At 70.2% G+C, this 17,594-nt stretch carries 20 protein-coding genes; 18 read left to right on the top strand and 2 right to left on the bottom strand.

What is annotated here, in order from left to right:
* Positions 1 to 2: 2 nt before the first annotated feature.
* On the top strand, positions 3 to 695 hold the full coding sequence (gene trmD, locus DEJ05_RS07575; RefSeq protein WP_110863975.1) for a tRNA (guanosine(37)-N1)-methyltransferase TrmD: 693 nt from the start codon (positions 3 to 5) through the stop codon (positions 693 to 695).
* Positions 696 to 865: 170 nt separating this feature from the next.
* Here the strand turns inward: trmD and map are convergent, their stop codons facing one another.
* A complete protein-coding gene (gene map, locus DEJ05_RS07570) occupies positions 866 to 1,648 on the bottom strand; it encodes a type I methionyl aminopeptidase (protein ID WP_110863976.1) in 783 nt (260 codons plus the stop codon).
* Between the two features lie 168 nt (positions 1,649 to 1,816).
* Between map and rplS the strand changes: the two genes are divergently transcribed.
* The 9 genes from rplS (at position 1,817) to DEJ05_RS07525 (ending at position 8,835) form a co-directional block, all read left to right on the top strand.
* A complete protein-coding gene (rplS, locus tag DEJ05_RS07565) occupies positions 1,817 to 2,173 on the top strand; it encodes a 50S ribosomal protein L19 (RefSeq protein ID WP_017888254.1) in 357 nt (118 codons plus the stop codon).
* Between the two features lie 123 nt (positions 2,174 to 2,296).
* The gene (gene lepB, locus DEJ05_RS07560; protein ID WP_027465880.1) at positions 2,297 to 3,040 is read left to right on the top strand and encodes a signal peptidase I; all 744 of its coding nucleotides are present in this window, start codon (positions 2,297 to 2,299) and stop codon (positions 3,038 to 3,040) included.
* A complete protein-coding gene (locus DEJ05_RS07555; protein ID WP_111110126.1) occupies positions 3,037 to 3,744 on the top strand; it encodes a ribonuclease HII in 708 nt (235 codons plus the stop codon). The genes lepB and DEJ05_RS07555 overlap by 4 nt, the downstream gene beginning before the upstream one ends.
* 45 nt (positions 3,745 to 3,789) lie before the next feature.
* Positions 3,790 to 4,113 carry a DUF2469 family protein gene (locus DEJ05_RS07550; protein WP_017888251.1) on the top strand — a complete coding sequence of 108 codons (324 nt, stop codon included), beginning with the start codon at positions 3,790 to 3,792 and terminating at the stop codon, positions 4,111 to 4,113.
* A 117-nt stretch (positions 4,114 to 4,230) separates the two neighbouring features.
* Positions 4,231 to 4,581 carry an Lsr2 family protein gene (locus DEJ05_RS07545; RefSeq protein ID WP_111110125.1) on the top strand — a complete coding sequence of 117 codons (351 nt, stop codon included), beginning with the start codon at positions 4,231 to 4,233 and terminating at the stop codon, positions 4,579 to 4,581.
* Between the two features lie 163 nt (positions 4,582 to 4,744).
* Positions 4,745 to 5,122: a YraN family protein gene (locus tag DEJ05_RS07540; RefSeq protein ID WP_244993148.1), complete on the top strand. Its 378-nt coding sequence runs from the start codon at positions 4,745 to 4,747 to the stop codon at positions 5,120 to 5,122.
* Positions 5,119 to 6,642, top strand: a complete 1,524-nt coding sequence (locus DEJ05_RS07535) for a YifB family Mg chelatase-like AAA ATPase (protein WP_111094580.1) — start codon at positions 5,119 to 5,121, stop codon at positions 6,640 to 6,642. Before DEJ05_RS07540 ends, DEJ05_RS07535 begins: the two co-directional genes overlap by 4 nt.
* Positions 6,642 to 7,877, top strand: coding sequence for a DNA-processing protein DprA (gene dprA, locus DEJ05_RS07530; RefSeq protein WP_111110124.1), 1,236 nt, complete (start codon positions 6,642 to 6,644; stop codon positions 7,875 to 7,877). Before DEJ05_RS07535 ends, dprA begins: the two co-directional genes overlap by 1 nt.
* Positions 7,878 to 7,902: 25 nt before the next feature.
* Complete coding sequence (locus DEJ05_RS07525) at positions 7,903 to 8,835, top strand: tyrosine recombinase XerC (protein ID WP_111110123.1); 933 nt, start codon at positions 7,903 to 7,905, stop codon at positions 8,833 to 8,835.
* A gap of 66 nt (positions 8,836 to 8,901) precedes the next feature.
* Here the strand turns inward: DEJ05_RS07525 and DEJ05_RS07520 are convergent, their stop codons facing one another.
* Positions 8,902 to 9,504: a murein hydrolase activator EnvC gene (locus tag DEJ05_RS07520; protein WP_111110122.1), complete on the bottom strand. Its 603-nt coding sequence runs from the start codon at positions 9,502 to 9,504 to the stop codon at positions 8,902 to 8,904.
* Positions 9,505 to 9,837: 333 nt separating this feature from the next.
* Between DEJ05_RS07520 and DEJ05_RS07515 the strand changes: the two genes are divergently transcribed.
* The 8 genes from DEJ05_RS07515 to DEJ05_RS18310 all read left to right on the top strand — a co-directional run bounded on the left by DEJ05_RS07515 (position 9,838) and on the right by DEJ05_RS18310 (position 17,582).
* Positions 9,838 to 11,280: a sugar porter family MFS transporter gene (locus tag DEJ05_RS07515; protein ID WP_258376112.1), complete on the top strand. Its 1,443-nt coding sequence runs from the start codon at positions 9,838 to 9,840 to the stop codon at positions 11,278 to 11,280.
* A 321-nt stretch (positions 11,281 to 11,601) separates the two neighbouring features.
* Complete coding sequence (gene rpsB, locus DEJ05_RS07510) at positions 11,602 to 12,519, top strand: 30S ribosomal protein S2 (RefSeq protein WP_027465874.1); 918 nt, start codon at positions 11,602 to 11,604, stop codon at positions 12,517 to 12,519.
* 88 nt (positions 12,520 to 12,607) lie between these two features.
* Positions 12,608 to 13,435: a translation elongation factor Ts gene (gene tsf / locus DEJ05_RS07505; protein ID WP_027465873.1), complete on the top strand. Its 828-nt coding sequence runs from the start codon at positions 12,608 to 12,610 to the stop codon at positions 13,433 to 13,435.
* 127 nt (positions 13,436 to 13,562) lie between these two features.
* Positions 13,563 to 14,282 carry a UMP kinase gene (pyrH, locus tag DEJ05_RS07500; RefSeq protein WP_071406376.1) on the top strand — a complete coding sequence of 240 codons (720 nt, stop codon included), beginning with the start codon at positions 13,563 to 13,565 and terminating at the stop codon, positions 14,280 to 14,282.
* A 47-nt stretch (positions 14,283 to 14,329) separates the two neighbouring features.
* On the top strand, positions 14,330 to 14,884 hold the full coding sequence (gene frr, locus DEJ05_RS07495; RefSeq protein ID WP_027465871.1) for a ribosome recycling factor: 555 nt from the start codon (positions 14,330 to 14,332) through the stop codon (positions 14,882 to 14,884).
* Between the two features lie 65 nt (positions 14,885 to 14,949).
* Entirely contained in the window at positions 14,950 to 15,894 is a 945-nt protein-coding gene (locus tag DEJ05_RS07490; protein WP_071406451.1) for a phosphatidate cytidylyltransferase, read from the top strand.
* 77 nt (positions 15,895 to 15,971) lie between these two features.
* Positions 15,972 to 16,520 carry a DivIVA domain-containing protein gene (locus DEJ05_RS07485; protein WP_071406375.1) on the top strand — a complete coding sequence of 183 codons (549 nt, stop codon included), beginning with the start codon at positions 15,972 to 15,974 and terminating at the stop codon, positions 16,518 to 16,520.
* A 147-nt stretch (positions 16,521 to 16,667) separates the two neighbouring features.
* Positions 16,668 to 17,582 (top strand): lytic transglycosylase domain-containing protein, encoded by a 915-nt coding sequence (locus DEJ05_RS18310; RefSeq protein WP_258376111.1) that lies wholly within the window; start codon positions 16,668 to 16,670, stop codon positions 17,580 to 17,582.
* The last annotated feature ends 12 nt before the right edge of the window (positions 17,583 to 17,594 follow it).

Raw genomic sequence — 17,594 nt, 5'->3', positions numbered from 1 at the left:
CCGTGCGGATCGACATCGTCACGATCTTCCCGGAGTTCTTCTCCGTGCTCGACGTGTCCCTGCTGGGCAAGGCCCGCTCCGGCGGTCTCCTCGACCTGCACGTGCACGACCTGCGATCGTGGACCACCGACCGGCACCGCACCGTCGACGACACCCCGTACGGCGGTGGCGCCGGCATGGTGATGAAGCCGGAGCCGTGGGCGCAGGCACTCGAAGCGCTCTTCCGGCCCGACGGCTCGTCGACCCTGGTGGTCCCGACGCCGGCCGGCACGCCCTTCACGCAGTCCATCGCGCGGTCCCTCGCGTCGACGTCGGAGCACCTCGTGTTCGCCTGCGGGCGGTACGAGGGCATCGACGCCCGCGTCTTCGAGTGGGCGTCGTCGCGCGCCACCGTCGTCGAGCTCTCGCTCGGCGACTACGTGCTGAACGGTGGCGAGGTCGCTGCGATGGCGATGATCGAGGCCGTCGGACGACTCGTCCCCGGTGTCGTCGGCAACCCCGAGTCGCTGGTCGAGGAGTCCCACGAGGACGGCCTGCTCGAGTACCCCTCGTACACCAAGCCCGCGTCGTGGCGCGGCCTCGACGTCCCCGACGTCCTGCTCAGCGGGCACCACGCCCGCGTCGGTGCCTGGCGGCACGAGCAGCAGCTGGAGCGGACGCGGCGCGTCCGTCCGGACCTGCTGCCCGACGCGTAGCGTCACCCGTCTCGCGAAAGCGACAGATCTCCGCGGAACATCCGCGGAGATCTGTCGCTTTCGCTGTTGTGACGGTCCGCGGGCCGCGAGATCTGTCGCTTCCGTGGGGTGGGGACGACGCGTGACGGACTGGAGGCGCGGTGCCAGCTGGTGCCGCGCCTCCAGGCTCGCTACTGGTCGCGCTGGGCGCGACGCAGGGTCAGGACCTCGGGGCCGGCCTCGGTGACCGCGACCGTGTGCTCGACGTGCGCGGCACGCGAGCCGTCGACGCTGCGCAGCGTCCAGCCGTCGTCGTCCTGGTAGAGCTCGTCGGTGGTCTGCATGAGCCACGGCTCGATCGCGACGACCAGACCCGGCCGGAGCTTCAGGCCGCGACCCGGGCGGCCGTCGTTCGGCACGTGCGGGTCCCCGTGCATCGTGCGACCGACGCCGTGCCCGCCGAACTGCAGGTTCACGTCGTGACCGGCCTGGTGCGCCACGTGACCGATGGCGTGCGAGACGTCGCCGAGTTTGTTGCCGGGAGCCGCCTGGGCGATGCCGGCGGCCAGTGCCCGTTCGACCGTGGCGATCAGTGCCTGGTCCTCGTCGCGCGGTGTGCCGACCTGGACGCTGACGGCGGAGTCCGCGACCCAGCCGTCCACGCTCGCGGCGAAGTCCAGGCTCACCAGGTCGCCGTCCTGCAGGGTGCGGTCGTGCGGCAGGCCGTGCAGGGCGGCGTCGTTCACCGAGGTGCAGAGGTTCTTGCCGAACGGCGACATGCCGAACGACGGGTGGTAGTCGACGTAGCAGCTCTCCGCGCCGCGTTCGGCGATCATCCTGGCCGCGACGCGGTCGAGGTCGAGCAGGTTGACGCCGACGTCGACGGTCTCGAGCAGCTCGTCGAGGACGTCGGCCACGAACCGACCGGCGACGCGGAGTCCGTCCAGCTCGGCGGGGGTGCGGAGTTCGATCATGGGTCCATCCTCGTCGTTTTGTCTCCCGCGCTCTCTGTGGCAGTATTGAACGCTGTGCCCTGGCTGGACTCTGCCACGGGGGAGTCGCCGACACCGGGCACGCACCACCACTTTCCGAACCTTCGATCCGCGGCGACCCGTGCGCGTCCGCAGAGAGTGAAACCCACCATGAGCCAGCTCCTCGACAACGTCGACGCAGCATCGCTGCGTACCGACGTCCCGGACTTCCGTCCCGGCGACACCATCAAGGTGCACGTCAACATCATCGAAGGCACGCGCTCGCGTATCCAGGTCTTCCAGGGAGTCGTCATCGGCCGTCAGGGCCACGGCATCGGCGAGACCTTCAAGGTCCGCAAGGTGAGCTTCCAGGTCGGCGTCGAGCGCTGGTTCCCGGTGCACTCGCCGATCATCGACCACATCGAGATCGTCACCAAGGGTGACGTCCGTCGTGCGAAGCTCTACTACCTGCGCGAGCTCCGCGGCAAGGCGGCCCGCCGCAAGATCAAGGAGAAGCGCGACGCCTGATCGCCTTCACAGTGAACGTCCGCGAGCCGGACGCCGCTGCGAGCCCCTCGTCCATGTACGGTTGTGCATCGACGGGGGGCTCTTCCCATTTGCGGGGAGTCAGTGGTTCGAACGAGAGCGGAAATGACGGACACGACAGAGGATTCCGGGCGCAGGCCACGTGCCGAGAAGCAACGGAACGGTGTCCTCACATTCCTCCGCGACCTCGTCATCATCTTCATCGCGGCGCTGCTCGTGTCGTTCCTGGTGAAGACGTTCCTGATCCGGTCGTTCTACATCCCGTCGGCGTCGATGGAGAACACGCTCCAGATCAACGACCGCGTCATCGTGAACGAGCTCGTCCCCGGCGCCGTGGCACTGAAGCGGGGAGACGTCGTCGTCTTCAAGGACCCGGGCGGTTGGCTCACCGGGTCCGAGGTGCCGAGCGTCACGCCGGACACCCAGCCCGCGAAGGCCATCGACTGGGCACTGACCCAGGTCGGTCTCGGCACCGGTGACAGCGACGACCACCTGATCAAGCGCGTCATCGGTCTGCCCGGTGACAAGGTGTCCTGCTGCAACGACCTCGGGCAGATGTCGGTGAACGGTGTGCCGATCAAGGAGCCGTACCTGAAGCTACCCGCCGGCGCCCCGGCCTCGGCGACCGACTTCTCGGTCACCGTGCCGAAGGGCACCATCTGGGTGATGGGCGACAACCGGAACGACTCGAAGGACTCCCGGTACAACGGCGACACCCCGTCGAAGGGCTTCGTCCCGATGTCCGACGTCACGGGTCGCGCGTTCGTCATCTCGTGGCCGGCGAGCCGCTGGACGTGGCTCGACGACCACCCCGAGGTGTTCGCCGGCGTGGAGGAGCGTGACGAGTGACCGCCGTCCGTCCGTCGCTCCGGCTCGAGAAACGTCTGCTCGCCGAGGGCCGCGTGACGGTCATCGGCATGGACGAGGTCGGCCGTGGCGCCATCGCCGGTCCGGTCGGCGTCGGTGTGGCCGCGGTGACGCTCGACATCGGTCGTGTGCCCCAGGGGCTCGCGGACTCGAAGCTGCTGTCGGAGGCGCGCCGGACCGACCTCGTGCCCGTCGTGCAGCGCTGGGCGCGCACGGCGGTCGGCATGGCGTCGGCGGACTTCGTCGACCAGCAGGGCATCGTCCCGGCCCTCGGCGCAGCCGGTGCGCGGGCGCTCGGCTCCCTGGTCGCCGACGGGGTGTCCCTCGACGGCGCGGTGGTGGTGCTCGACGGCTCGTTCGACTGGTTGAGCCGCGCGCTGCCCACGTCGCTCCGTCCGGCCGCCGATCCGCTCGAGGTCGTCGTCCGGGTCAAGGCCGACCGCGACTGCGCCTCGGTGGCCGCGGCGTCGGTGGTGGCGAAGGTCGCTCGTGACGCGCTCATGATCTCCGCGCACGACGAGGCTCCGCACTACGGGTGGGTGTCGAACAAGGGCTACGGCTCGACGGCGCACTACGACGCGATCCGGGCGATCGGGGCGCACGCGCTGCACCGGAAGTCCTGGTTGCACCAGGCCTCGAGCGTCGCGCTGGACGGGTTCGACGAACTCGACGCCCTCGCCGGTTGAGCCCGTCGTCCGCACGGGCCTCCGTCGCCGTAGACTGTGGGCGCAATGGATGAGGACGAATTCGACGACTACGACCGCGAGGTCGAGCTGGCCCTGTACCGCGAGTACCGCGACGTGGTGTCGCAGTTCCGCTACGTGGTCGAGACGGAGCGCCGTTTCTACCTGGCGAACGAGGTCGAACTCGTGCGCCGTGACACGGAGCACGACTTCTACTTCGAACTGACGATGAACGACGTCTGGGTCTGGGACGTCTACCGTTCCGACCGGTTCGTGAAGGGTGTCCGGGTACTCACGTTCAAGGACGTGAATGTCGAGGAACTCACGACGCGCGAACTCGAACTGCCGAAGGAACTCGCACTCGACGAGTGATCGTCAATTTCCTTTCTCCTGCTTCTTTCTCGGTGAATCGCCGCTGATCCGGTCCGCCGGGGAATTGTGCGCGCTATTCTGATGGGGAAATAACCGCCCCACGAACAGGAGCACCCCATGGCACAGAAGGTCACCGTCCAGCTCGTCGACGACCTCGACGATTCCCCCATCACCACCGGTGAAGGCCGGACGGTCGAATTCGCGTTCGACGGCTCGTCGTACGAGATCGACCTGTCGAACGACAACGTCGACAAGTTCCGCGAGGCGATCTCCGACTACATCGCCGCAGCGCGCAAGGTCTCCGGTCGTCGCACCGGCGGCGTTTCCTCGCCGAAGTCCGCCCCGAAGCGCGGCAACTCCGAAGAACTCGGCAAGATCCGCGAGTGGGCCAAGGAGAACGGGTACGAGGTCTCCTCCCGCGGGCGCATCTCGACGCAGGTGCAGGAAGCCTACGCAGCAGCGCACTGACGCTCGTCGCAGCAGGACCCGGGTGATCTCGATCGCCCGGGTCCTTCTTCTTTCCTCCACAGGGGCAATTCGTCCGCACTGATTCCACAGACTCTCCGAGTCCGCCGATCGGTGTGTGCGTTCCGGAGATCGTTGTCGTGGAGGCAACGACATGGAACAAGACGTGCAACGAGCACCGGGGCGGTCGCTCCGGAACGGCCGACTCGGACGATTCGGTGAAGAGCGAGCGGTGGCCTGGCTCGAAGCCCGGGGATTCCGCGTGCTCGAGCGGAACTGGCGATGTGCCCGCGGTGAGATCGACATCGTCGCGTGGGATTCCTGCACGCTCGCCTTCATCGAGGTGAAGACCCGTTCCGGTGCCGCCACCGGTCACCCGTTCGAGGCGATCACGGCGGCGAAGCTCACCCGGATGCGACGACTCGTGCCCGAGTGGTTCGACGCGCATCCCGAGGTCTCGGCGCGCGCGGTCCGGGTGGACGTCGTCGCGGTCCACGTCGACGGTCCCCGCACCGTCGTCGAGCACCTGGCTGGTGTGCTGTGACCGGCATCGGGCGCGCTGCCGCGGTCGCGCTGCTCGGGGTCACCGGTCGCCGGATCGAGGTCGAAGCGCACCTGACCAGTCAGCTCCCGGCGTTCAGCATCATCGGTCTGCCCGACACCTCGCTGGGTGAGGCACGGGAACGTGTGCGATCCGCGGCGGCGAACGCGGGGTGCCCGCTGCCCGCACGTCGCATCACCGTGAACCTGACCCCGGCGGCGATCCCGAAGCGCGGTTCGGGGTTCGACCTCGCCATCGCTATGGCCGTGCTCGCCGGTGCCGGTCTCGCGCCGGACGTCTCGGAGCGCATCGTCTACATCGGCGAGCTCGGCCTCGACGGGCGGGTGCGTCCGGTCCCCGGCGTGATCCCGATGTTGATCGCCGCGCGTGACGCCGGTGTGGACCGCGTCGTGCTGCCCGTCGGCAACCTGACCGAGGCCCGTGTGGTCGGCGGGGTCCGGATCCGGGGCGTGGACTCGTTGCGGGCGGCGGCGATCGACGCCGGGGCGCTCCTACCGACGGTCGAGGTCGACCCGGTGCTGCCGGTCCCGGTCACGGCTGTGCCGCGTCCCGTAGCCGAGCTGTCGGACGTCGTGGGGAACCCGGTCGGCGTCCGAGCACTCATCGCCGCGGCGGCCGGTGGACACCATGCCCTGCTGCTCGGGCCGCCGGGCGCCGGCAAGACCATGCTCGCCGAACGGCTGCCCGGGCTGCTGCCCGACCTCGACGACGAGACCGCGCTCGAGGTCGCCGCGGTCCGGTCCGTCGCCGGGCTGGGCCCCGCGTCGTGGAGCACGAAGCCACCGTGGGAAGCCCCGCACCACTCCGCGTCGGCGGTCTCGCTCATCGGCGGCGGATCCGGGGTCCTGCGCCCCGGAGCCGTGTCGCGCGCCACCGGGGGCATCCTGTTCCTCGACGAGGCACCGGAGTTCCCGCGGGCCGTGCTCGACGCGCTCCGGCAACCGCTCGAGTCCGGGCGGATCACGATCCACCGTGCGGCGGGAGCGGCCGAGTTCCCCGCACGCTGCCAGGTCGTCCTGGCGGCGAACCCCTGTCCGTGCGGCAACGCCGGTGGTGCGCACGGGCAGCCGTGCGAGTGCTCACCGAGCACCGTCCGCCGGTACCTCGGCCGCATGTCCGGGCCGCTGCTCGACCGGATGGACATCCGGGTGCTGGTGCCCCGGGTGACGACGGGTCGGATGCGGGAGGCGGACGGCAGCACCCCGACGACGGCGCTGGCGCGTGCGGCGGTCGCGGCAGCACGAGCCCGCATGGCGGAGCGACTGCACGGCACAGGATGGACGCGCAATGCCGAGGTCACCGGGACGTGGCTCCGAGCCGAGGGGCGAATCGAACCCGGGTCGACGGCAGACCTCGATCGCGCACTCGACCTCGGGACCCTGACGATGCGCGGGTGGGACCGTGTCATGCGCCTGGCGTGGACGCTCGCCGACCTCGACGCGGTGGAGCGGCCCACGGGCGCGCACGTCCGCGGCGCCCTGGCCCTGCGGAGCGCGCTGTGATGCCGGCGGGCACGGAGCTCCTCGACACGGTGGCGCGCCTGCTCGGGCCGAGCGGTGCCGCGGTGGACCCGGTGCAGGCCGCGGCGCGGGTCGCGTGGTCGGCCATCGTCGAACCGGGGGACTCCGTCGCCGGAGAGCTCCTCAACGGCCTCGGCCCCGAGCGCGCGCTCGGTGCGGTGCTGCTCGCCGCCGACGGAGACTTCGATTCGTTGCTGGGATGCTGCGTCGACGCCGAGGTGCCGGGTGCCGAGGACCCAGCGGTGCTGCTCGGCGTGCTGCAGACCGCGGTGGAACGGTGGCGGCCCCGATTGGCCGCCGTCGAGGTGGGCGACGTGCTCGCGGCGGCCGGCGCGGTCGGAGCCGGACTGCTGGTCCCCGAGAGCGACGGGTGGCCGCCCGCGATGGACGACCTCGGGCCGCACGCCCCGGTGGTCCTCTGGACGCGCAGCACGGGTGCACGCCTCGGCGACGGGATGCCGGCGTTGGGGGTCGTGGGGTCCCGGGCGAACACGGTGGCCGGTGCCGAGGCCGCCGCGGAGATCACCTCGACGGCGGCGGACGCGGGATGCCTCATCGTGAGTGGGGGTGCCTACGGCATCGACGCGGTGGCGCACCGTGTCGCCGTCGCCGCCGGGACGCCCACGGTCGCCGTCCTGGCCGGTGGCATCGACCAGCTCTACCCGGTGGGGAATGCGCAGCTGCTCCACAACGTGGCGCGGCAGGGGGCGTTGCTCGCCGAGTCGGCTCCGGGGACGCGACCGACGCGGTGGCGTTTCCTCGCGAGGAACCGGCTGATCGCCGCGCTGGCCGACGTCACGGTCGTGGTCGAAGCGGGCGCCCGGTCCGGGGCGCTCAACACCGCCCATCACGCCGCGCAGCTCGGCCGGCCGGTGTTCGCGGTCCCGGGAGCGTTCGCGTCCTCGGCATCGGTCGGGTGCCACCGGCTCATCGCACAGGGACGGGCGCAGATCGTCGTGCACCCCGGCGATCCGGTCGCGGCGGCGCGACCGGCGACCGGGACGAGCGGGGGAGCGGTGCCGGACGAACCGCTCCTGTCCGGTCGGCAGGATCCCGAGGTGCTCCGGGTGCTCGACGCGCTCGGCCGTCGCGCTCTGCCCGAAGCCGAGATCGCCCGTCGGGCAGGCATGTCGACGGCCGACGTCGCCGACGCGCTCGCCCTGGCGCAGCTGCAGGGACTCGTCGTCGCGAGCGGCGGCGGGTGGGGCCGGGCATGACGGTCGACAGCCGTACGCTGACGTCGTGGTTGCGCGGACGGACGGTCGACTGGTGGTGGCGGTGGACGCCTTCCTCGGGCACGCCCGGCACGCGCGGGGCCTCAGCGAGCAGACCCTGCGCGCGTACGCCAACGACCTCGAGCAGCTCGTGGCGTTCGCGGACACCCGAGGGGTCGACCGCGTCGCCGACGTCGAGCTCGAGCTCCTGCGCGACTGGCTGTGGGACGCCGACCACCGGGGGCTCGCTCGGTCGACGATCGCTCGGCGGTCTTCGTCCGTGCGGGCGTTCACGCGGTGGGCGAGCGAGACCGGGGTGACCACGACCGACGCCGGGGTCCGGCTCGGTGCACCGAAGGGCGGGGCGCACCTTCCCCGCGTCGTGTCAGCCGACCAGGTGCGCGTCCTGCTCGACGGGCTCGGTGCACGAGCGGCGACGGACGACCCGACGGCGCTGCGGGACCTGGCCCTGGTCGAGCTCCTGTACGCGGCGGCGATCCGGGTCAGCGAACTCGTCGGGATCGACGTGACCGACATCGATCGCGGACGCCTGACCGTGCGGGTGCTCGGCAAGGGCGGCAAGGAACGCGTGGTGCCGTTCGGGGTTCCGGCGCGGGACGCACTCGAGGCGTGGCTCGAGCGCGGACGGCCCGCCCTCGCAGCACGGGCGGAGGGACCGGTAGGCGCGGCGCTGTTCCTCGGCGACCGTGGCGCCCGACTCGGCGTCCGCAGTGCCTACCGCGTGGTGGCGCGCTTGCTCGGTGATCTGCCGGGCGAGGGCCCGAGCGGGCCGCACACCTTCCGGCACACCGCGGCGACGCACCTGCTCGACGGGGGAGCGGACCTGCGCGCGGTGCAGGAACTCCTCGGTCACGCCAGCCTCGGCACGACGCAGATCTACACGCACGTGTCGTCGGCGCGGCTGCGTGAGGTCTACCGAACGGCACACCCGCGCGCCTGACGGTGGGCCGACGTGCGTCCCGGTCGGTTGCAGGTCAGCTTCCGATCGGCTTCCGGTCGGCTCGACTCACCCGGGCCAGGCCGACTCGGGCAGGAGCACCGGCCACTCGGCCGGTGGGAGGTACGCCATCGGGTCGACGTAGCGACCGTCGACGCGAGCACCGAGGTGCAGGCACGGCGCCGATGCCGGACAGTGCCCGACCGAGACACGGCCGACCGGCGCGCCCTGCACGACCTCGTCCCCGGCGGCGACCAGGGGTGTCACCGAGTCGAGCGTGCTGACCAGTCCGTCGCCGTGGTCGATGGTCACGACGGTGCGGCCGCCGACCGCGCCGGCGAACGCCACCGTGCCGTCGTCCACCGCCGAGGCAGTGCTGCCGAGGGCTGCCGGAACGTCGAGGCCCCGGTGGCCGGCGGTGTAGTCCGAGGACGGTGCTTCCCAGGCGCGCTCGACCACCCGCGATCCGGTGGGCCAGACCCAGCGAGCCTCGACCCGGCCCGACTCGGTCGCAGTGCCCACCGACGCCCCGGCGCCCACCGACGCCCCGGCACTGAACACCACGGTCCCGCTCAGCACCGTCCCGCTCAGCACCGTCCCGCTCAGCACGGTCCCGCCCAGCACCGCCGCGCACACCACGGACAGCAGGACGGGACGCGCGCTCGATCGCATGTCCCCAGCCTGGGCAGTGGAACCCGGCCCCGGTGCGGACGGGGGCGATCCGTGGAGGGGAAGCCGCGCCTCCAGGCCTGGGGAGGAACGTGCCGAGGACGGAAACGACAGAACCGACGTCGTACGACGGCGACAGTGTCGTTCCGCGTCGGCACCCAAGCGAGCCCGCCCGACCCCGCGCCGTCCCGATCACGCCCCCGGTTATGACCAGATCCCGAGCGAGGAGTACAGTCGGGGCCGCTCCGGAACACGCAACGCCGCTCGGACGGCGAACCAGCCGACCGCCGGGGCACCGTGCTGCACACCGGCACGGCGGCAGAACCCAGGAGCATCGTGTCCACCACGACCACCGGGCACGGCGAAGACCGTGCGTTCAAGGGGAAGGTCACCCTGTTCGCCATCGCGGCGGCGGTCGGTGGCTTCCTGTTCGGCTTCGACTCGTCCGTCATCAACGGCGCCGTCGACGCGATCAAGGGTGAGTTCAACCTCTCCGACGCGGCCAGCGGTTTCGCGGTCGCATCGGCCCTGATCGGTTGCGCGTTCGGCGCCTACTTCGCCGGCCGCCTCGCCGACCGCTTCGGCCGCACCCGGATCATGTTCTGGGCCGCCGTGCTGTTCTTCGTCTCGTCGATCGGTTCGGCGTTCGCGTTCGCGACGTGGGACCTCGTGATCTGGCGTCTCGTCGGCGGTCTCGGCATCGGTACCGCTTCGGTCATCGCGCCGGCGTACATCTCCGAGGTCTCCCCGAAGGCGATCCGCGGGCGGCTGGCCTCGTTCCAGCAGCTGGCGATCACGCTCGGTATCTTCGCCGCGCTCCTGTCCGACCAGCTCTTCGCCGTCACCGCGGGCAGCGCCTCGGCCGAGGTCTGGGGCCTTGCGGCCTGGCGCTGGATGTTCCTGGTCGGGGTGATCCCCTCGGTCGTCTACGGCGTCCTGGCGATCACGCTGCCGGAGTCCCCGCGCTACCTGCTCACCAAGGGCCGTGCGGATGATGCGCGCGTCGTGATGGGCAAGATCGTCCCGCGCGACACCGTGAACACGAGCCTGGAGGAGATCCAGGACGGCATCAAGAAGGAAGCCAACGAGAAGAAGGGCTCCATCCGGGGCAACCGCTTCGGGCTCCAGCCGATCGTCTGGGTGGGCATCATCCTGGCCGTGCTGCAGCAGTTCGTCGGCATCAACGTGATCTTCTACTACTCGACGACGCTCTGGCAGGCGGTCGGCTTCAAGGAGGAGGACTCGTTCCTCATCTCCACGATCACCTCGGTGGTCAACGTCGCCGTCACCTTCGTGGCGATCTTCCTGGTCGACAAGGTCGGCCGCAAGCCGCTGCTCGTCGCCGGTTCCGCGGGCATGTTCGTCTCGCTCACCATGGTCGCCATCGCGTTCTCGCAGGCGACGATCGTCGACGGCAGCCCGAGCCTCCCCGGCTCGTGGGGCGTCATCGCGCTGATCTTCGCGAACCTCTTCGTGGTGTCCTTCGGCGCAACGTGGGGTCCGCTCATGTGGGTCCTGCTCGGCGAGATGTTCCCGAATCGCATCCGCGCCACGGCGCTCGGCATCGGCTCGGCCGCCAACTGGATCGCGAACTTCATCGTGACGATCTCGTTCCCCGTGCTGTCCGGCTTCAACCTGACGGTCACCTACGGCATCTACGCGCTGTTCGCGCTGCTGTCGCTGTTCTTCGTCATCGCCAAGATCCCGGAGACCAAGGGCCGCTCGCTCGAGGAGATGGGCATCTCCGCCGACGGCGACACGGTGGACGCCAAGGCCTGATCAGGACGGCCGGGTCCGCCGGGATCCGCCGGATCGACCGGACTGGAGGCCCGGATCACGTCAGCCGCGAGGCGCGCGTGATCCGGGCCTCCCTTCTGTTAGCATCTATCCAGCAGCGTGCTGATGCGCGCTGACTTCGCGTGTCCACCAGGCCCTCACGGGCTCGGTACCCGACCACCGGTCCCGCTCTCACGAGCGGGCGGTCGCGTGCCAGGACACCAGGGACCACGACCGACGGTCGTGATCGACACAACCGCAACAGGTCCGCAGCGACGTGCGAGAGCACGGCTGCGCGCCGAGAACACAGAAGGAGGACGGCACATGGCCGTCGTCACCATCCGCCAGCTGCTCGACAGCGGCGTCCACTTCGGACACCAGACCCGTCGGTGGAACCCGAAGGTGAAGCGCTTCATCCTCGCCGAGCGCTCGGGCATCCACATCATCGACCTGCAGCAGTCGCTGGCCTTCATCGACCGCGCGTACGACTTCGTCAAGGAGACGGTCGCGCACGGTGGCACGATCCTCTTCGTGGGCACCAAGAAGCAGGCGCAGGGCTCCATCGCCGAGCAGGCGACCCGCGTCGGCCAGCCGTACGTCAACCAGCGTTGGCTCGGCGGTCTGCTCACGAACTTCCAGACGGTCTCCAAGCGCCTCGCGCGCATGAAGGAGCTCGAGGAGATCGACTTCGACGACACGACGAAGGGCTTCACCAAGAAGGAGCTCCTCATCAAGAAGCGCGAGCTGGACAAGCTCCACAAGACCCTCGGTGGTATCCGCAACCTCACGCGGACCCCGAGCGCGCTCTGGATCGTCGACACCAAGAAGGAGCACCTCGCCGTCGACGAGGCGCAGAAGCTCGGTATCCCGATCATCGGCATCCTCGACACCAACTGCGACCCCGACGAGATCACGTACCCGATCCCGGGCAACGACGACGCGATCCGCTCCGTCGGTCTGCTGACCCGCATCGTCGCCGACGCCGCGGCCGAGGGCCTGAAGACCCGCCACAACGGTGGCGACGAGGACGAGGCCAGCGAGCCCCTCGCCGAGTGGGAGCAGGAGCTCCTCGGTGGCGAGACCGCCGCCACGACCGAGGCGCCCGCCGCCCCCGTCGAGGAGAACGACGCTGACGCGCAGGTCGCCGCGAAGGAGATCGGCGAGCCGATCGCCGACGAGGCGAAGAACGCGGAGCCGACGGCCGAGGCCGAGGCAGCCGCGGAGACCACCCCCGCCGAGTGAGTCGCCGGGGCGCCGGACCCCACCGGGTCCGGCGCCCCGACTGCACTCCACTCTCCACACACGTACAGTCCAGAAAGGACTCCAGTCAATGGCAAACTTCACCGCTGCTGACGTGAAGAAGCTCCGCGAGGACCTCGGCGCCGGCATGATGGACGCGAAGAACGCGCTCGTCGAGGCCGACGGCGACTACGACAAGGCCGTCGAGCTGCTCCGCATCAAGGGTGCCAAGGCCGTCGCCAAGCGCGACGACCGTGCCACCTCCGAGGGTGTCGTCGTCGCGACCTCCGAGAACGGCGCCGCCACGGTCGTCGAGCTCGCGAGCGAGACCGACTTCGTCGCGAAGAACGAGAAGTTCACGACCCTCGCCGACAAGGTGCTGGGCGCGGTCGCCGCTGCCGGTGCCGCCGACGTCGCTGCCGCCAACGCCGCACCGCTGGACGGCAAGACCGTCCTCGAGGTCGTCAACGAGTCGGCTGCCGCGCTGGGCGAGAAGCTCGAGGTCCGCACGGTCCGCCGTGTCGAGGGCTCGGCCTTCGAGATCTACCTGCACAAGACCAGCCAGGACCTGCCGCCGCAGATCGCCGTCGTCATCGCGTACGAGGGTGACAACGCCGCCGAGGCACGTTCGATCGCCCAGCACGTCGCGTTCGCGAACCCGACGTACCTGACCCGCGACGAGGTCCCGGCCGAGGCCATCGAGAAGGAGCGTGCGACCGTCGAGGCGATCACGCGCGAAGAGGGCAAGCCCGAGGCTGCGCTCCCGAAGATCGTCGAGGGCCGGGTGAACGCCTACATCAAGCAGGTGTCGCTCCTCGACCAGGACTACGCGAAGGACAACAAGATCTCCGTCGCGAAGGCCGCCGAGAACGCCGGCATCACGATCCAGGGCTTCGCCCGCGTCAAGGTCGGCGCGTAACGAACCCGTGACGGGGTCAGGAACCAACCAGGTTCCTGGCCCCGTTTTTCGCGCGCGCCGGCACGACACGCGCGCGACACATCCGCGAGTACATTTCCACGAGACCACGACGAAGGGTGCGGACCAGATGACCGACGAGAAGACCGGACGACGCCGCGTTCTGCTGAAGCTGTCGGGAGAGGCGTTCGGCGCTGGCTCCCTCGGGGTGAACCCCGACGTGATCGGCACCATCGCCAAGGAGATCGCCGTCGCCGCGCGCGAGGTCGAGATCGCGATCGTCGTCGGCGGGGGCAACTTCTTCCGCGGAGCCGAGCTCTCGCAGCGCGGCATGGACCGCGGGCGCGCCGACTACATGGGCATGCTCGGCACGGTGATGAACGCACTCGCGCTGCAGGACTTCCTCGAGCAGGCGGGGGCTGCGACCCGCGTGCAGTCCGCCATCGCGATGACCCAGGTCGCCGAGCCGTACATCCCGCGGCGCGCCGAGCGGCACCTCGAGAAGGGTCGGGTCGTCATCTTCGGCGCCGGTGCCGGACTGCCGTACTTCTCCACCGACACGGTGGCGGCGCAGCGTGCGCTCGAGATCAAGGCGGACGAGGTCCTCGTCGCCAAGAACGGCGTCGACGGCGTGTACACCGCCGACCCGAAGAAGGACGCCACCGCCGAGAAGCTGCACCACGTGACCTACCAGGACGCCCTGCTCAAGGGCCTCAAGGTCGTCGACGCCACCGCGTTCTCGCTCTGCATGGACAACGGCATGCCGATGCACGTCTTCGGCATGGAGGGCGACGGCAACGTCCAGGCCGCGATCCGTGGCGAGCGCATCGGCACCGTCGTCAGCAACTGACCCCCGGCGCTGACTAGACTCGACGCCAGTACCGAAGGAGTAACACCGTGATCAGTGATGTCCTGACCGAAGCCACCGAGAAGATGGCGAAGGCTGTCGAGGTCGCCAAGGACGACTTCTCGACCGTCCGCACCGGCCGCATCAACGCGGCGCTCTTCCAGAAGATCCCGGTCGAGTACTACGGCACGCCGACGCCGCTCGCGCAGCTCGCGTCGCTGCAGACGCCCGAGGCCCGCACGCTCATCGTGACGCCGTACGACAAGACCGCGCTCAAGGAGATCGAGCGCGCGATCGCGACGTTCCCGAACCTCGGCGCCAGCCCGACGAACGACGGCGACATCGTGCGCGTGACGATCCCGGAGCTCACCAAGGACCGCCGCAAGGAGTTCGTCAAGCTCGTGCGGACGAAGGGCGAAGACCACAAGGTCGTCGTCCGGAACATCCGCCGCAAGGCCAAGGACGACCTCGACGCACTCAAGGGTGAGATCTCCGACGACGAGATCTCGCGCGGCGACAAGGACCTCGAGGCCCTGACGAAGAAGCACGTCGACCAGATCGACGAGTCGCTGAAGAAGAAGGAAGCCGAACTCCTCGAGGTCTGATGCGTCGCTCCGACCAGGGCGATGACCGCCCCACAGCAGAGCACGGGCCCGCGTCGAGCGGGCCCGTGAAGAAGGGGCTCCGTCAGGACTTCGATGCGCGCGCACGAGCGGCGCGCACCGACTTCGAGGCGCAGCTCCGCCAGCGCAAGGCCGACTTCGGCGCGCGCAACGAAGCGCTGACCGCGCGGACCGGGCGCAACCTGCCGGCGGCGATCGGCATCGCGCTCGCGTTCGCGGTCGTGATGCTCGGCACGCTGCTCCTCTGGCCGCCGTCCTTCATGGTCGTCGCTGCGTTCCTGCTGGGCGTCGGCGTCTACGAACTCACGAGCGCGATGCGGTTCGCCGGCCGCGACGTCCCGCGGATCCCGAGCGTCGCCGTCGCGATCGCGATCGTGCCGGCGGCGTTCCTGCTCGGCCAGGTCGCGGCGCTGTTCACCCTGCTCGGCGGCATCGTCCTGATCAGCGTCTGGCGACTGCTCGAGGTCGCCGTCGCGCGGCAGAAGCCCCCGGCCGGCAACGTCGCCCGAGACCTCACGAACGGGCTGTTCGTGCAGGCCTACATCTCCCTGCTCGGCGCGTGCGTCGTGCTGCTCTCCGCCCAGCCGGACGGCAACCTCTGGGTGATCGGGTTCATCCTCGTCGTCGTCGCGGTCGACACCGGCGCGTACGCCACCGGGCTGAACCTCGGCAAGCACCCGATGGCTCCCCGCATCAGCCCCAAGAAGACGTGGGAGGGCTTCGCCGGGTCCGTGGCGGCGAGCATCATCGTCGGCATCCTGGTGGCCGTGTTCATGCTCGGGCTGCCCTGGTGGACCGGTGTCCTGCTCGGTGTGCTCATCTCCGGTTCGGCCACGCTCGGCGACCTGACCGAGTCGATGATCAAGCGCGACCTCGGCATCAAGGACATCTCGTCGTTCCTGCCCGGACACGGCGGCCTGCTCGACCGCATCGACAGCATCCTGCCGTCCGCCGCCGTCGCCTACGTGCTGTACCTGATCGTCAACCACTGACCGCTGTCGGGCCGGGCTGAACGCCGCACTCAGCGCGTCCAGGTTGTGCCACGGTCGGGGACTGGCAGAATGACGCCGTGGCCACCACCTTCCCGACCGCAGCCCGTTCCGCCCTCGGTTACGACGTCGACGAAGTCGAGCGTTTCCTCGAGGACGCCCGGCGCGCGTACTCCGCCGACGACAGCGCCCCCGGCATCGAGGCCGCGAAGATCCGCGCCACGGCGTTCTCGATGCGCAAGGGCGGCTACTCCACGTCGCACGTCGACGCCGCACTCGAGCGACTCGAGGACGCCTTCGCGGCCCGCGAGCGTGAGCGGGAGATGAGCGAGGTCGGCAAGAAGGCCTGGTACGCCGAGGCACGGACGAAGGCCTCCGACGTCGTGGCGCGGCTCGAGCGGCCCGACGGACAGCGGTTCAGCCGGGTCAGCGTGCTCGGCACCGGCTACCACCCGAAGGACGTCGACGCGTTCGCCGCCCGGCTCGCCGGGTACTTCCGCGAAGGCAAGCCGCTCAGCCTCACCGAGGTCCGCTCGATCGTCTTCCGCCCGAAGCACGGCGGGTACCGCGAGGCGCAGGTCGACGCGCTGCTCGACGCCGTCGTCGAAGTGATGCTCGCTGTCCGGTGACGACGCGCTGTCCCCAGGTGCTTCGCTTTCCGTGATCGTTCCGTTACCCTGGTCCTACTCATGGGCAGGCACACGGCAGACTCAAGCTCCGACCGCGATACCCGCGAGCACCTCAGCCTCCAGGCTTCCGGTGAGCGCCGCGCGGCAATGCAGCGAACCCGCACGACGGAGACGTCGGCGTTCGGGGTGACCCCGCAGGCAGCGCCCGCGACGACGGGTCCGGTCGCCACGCCGAAGTCGGTGGCGGCGAACCGCGTCTCCGACGAGCGTGTGGCGTCCTTCGCCCACGATGCCCTGGTCGAGGCCGACCAGCGTCCCGCGAAGCAGCGCACCGCGACGGTGCAGCGCCGTGCGACGCCGAAGCTCGTGAAGCCCACTGCGTCGTCGGTGAACGCCGTCGCCCGCAAGCGCGCGATCGCCCCGATGATGTCCTTCGTCGGCGTGTTCCTGTTCGTCGGCGGCTCGCTGTTCAACCCGCTGCAGGCCGACGTGGCACAGGCCGCCGTCGACACTCCGGTGCTCGTGAAGACGCCGCCGGCGCCGCAGCAGTACACCGCGCACGGCACCTACGCCGTGGCCGCCGCCGACCGTGACGGCTACGACGTCACCGTCCCGGCCCCGAAGGTCGTCAAGCCCGTCGTCGAAGAGGACGAAGCCGACGCCGACGCCGAGACCACCGACGACAGCGCGGACGCCGCGGCCACCGAGAACCAGCCGGTCTCGGCCGCCAACACGCTCGCCGCGACCGCTGCGACGCCCGACCCGGGCAGCGCGCAGGCGATCGCCCTGCAGCAGGTCACGGCTCGTGGCTGGGGCACCGACCAGTACAACTGCCTGGTCTCGCTGTGGAACAAGGAGTCCGGCTGGCGGGTGAACGCCTACAACCCCAGCGGTGCGTACGGCATCCCGCAGGCCCTCCCCGGCAGCAAGATGGCCACGGCCGGCGCCGACTGGCAGACCAACCCGGCGACGCAGATCACCTGGGGTCTCAACTACATCGCCGGCGTCTACGGCACCCCCTGCGGTGCCTGGGGACACAGCCAGGCCAACAACTGGTACTGATCGGCTGCTCGG

The sequence above is a fragment of the Curtobacterium sp. MCLR17_045 genome (assembly GCF_003234405.1).
In the GTDB taxonomy this organism is placed as follows: Bacteria; Actinomycetota; Actinomycetes; order Actinomycetales; family Microbacteriaceae; genus Curtobacterium; species Curtobacterium flaccumfaciens.
Note: the sequence above shows the minus strand (reverse complement) of the source record. Positions and strands in the feature narration are given on the sequence as shown.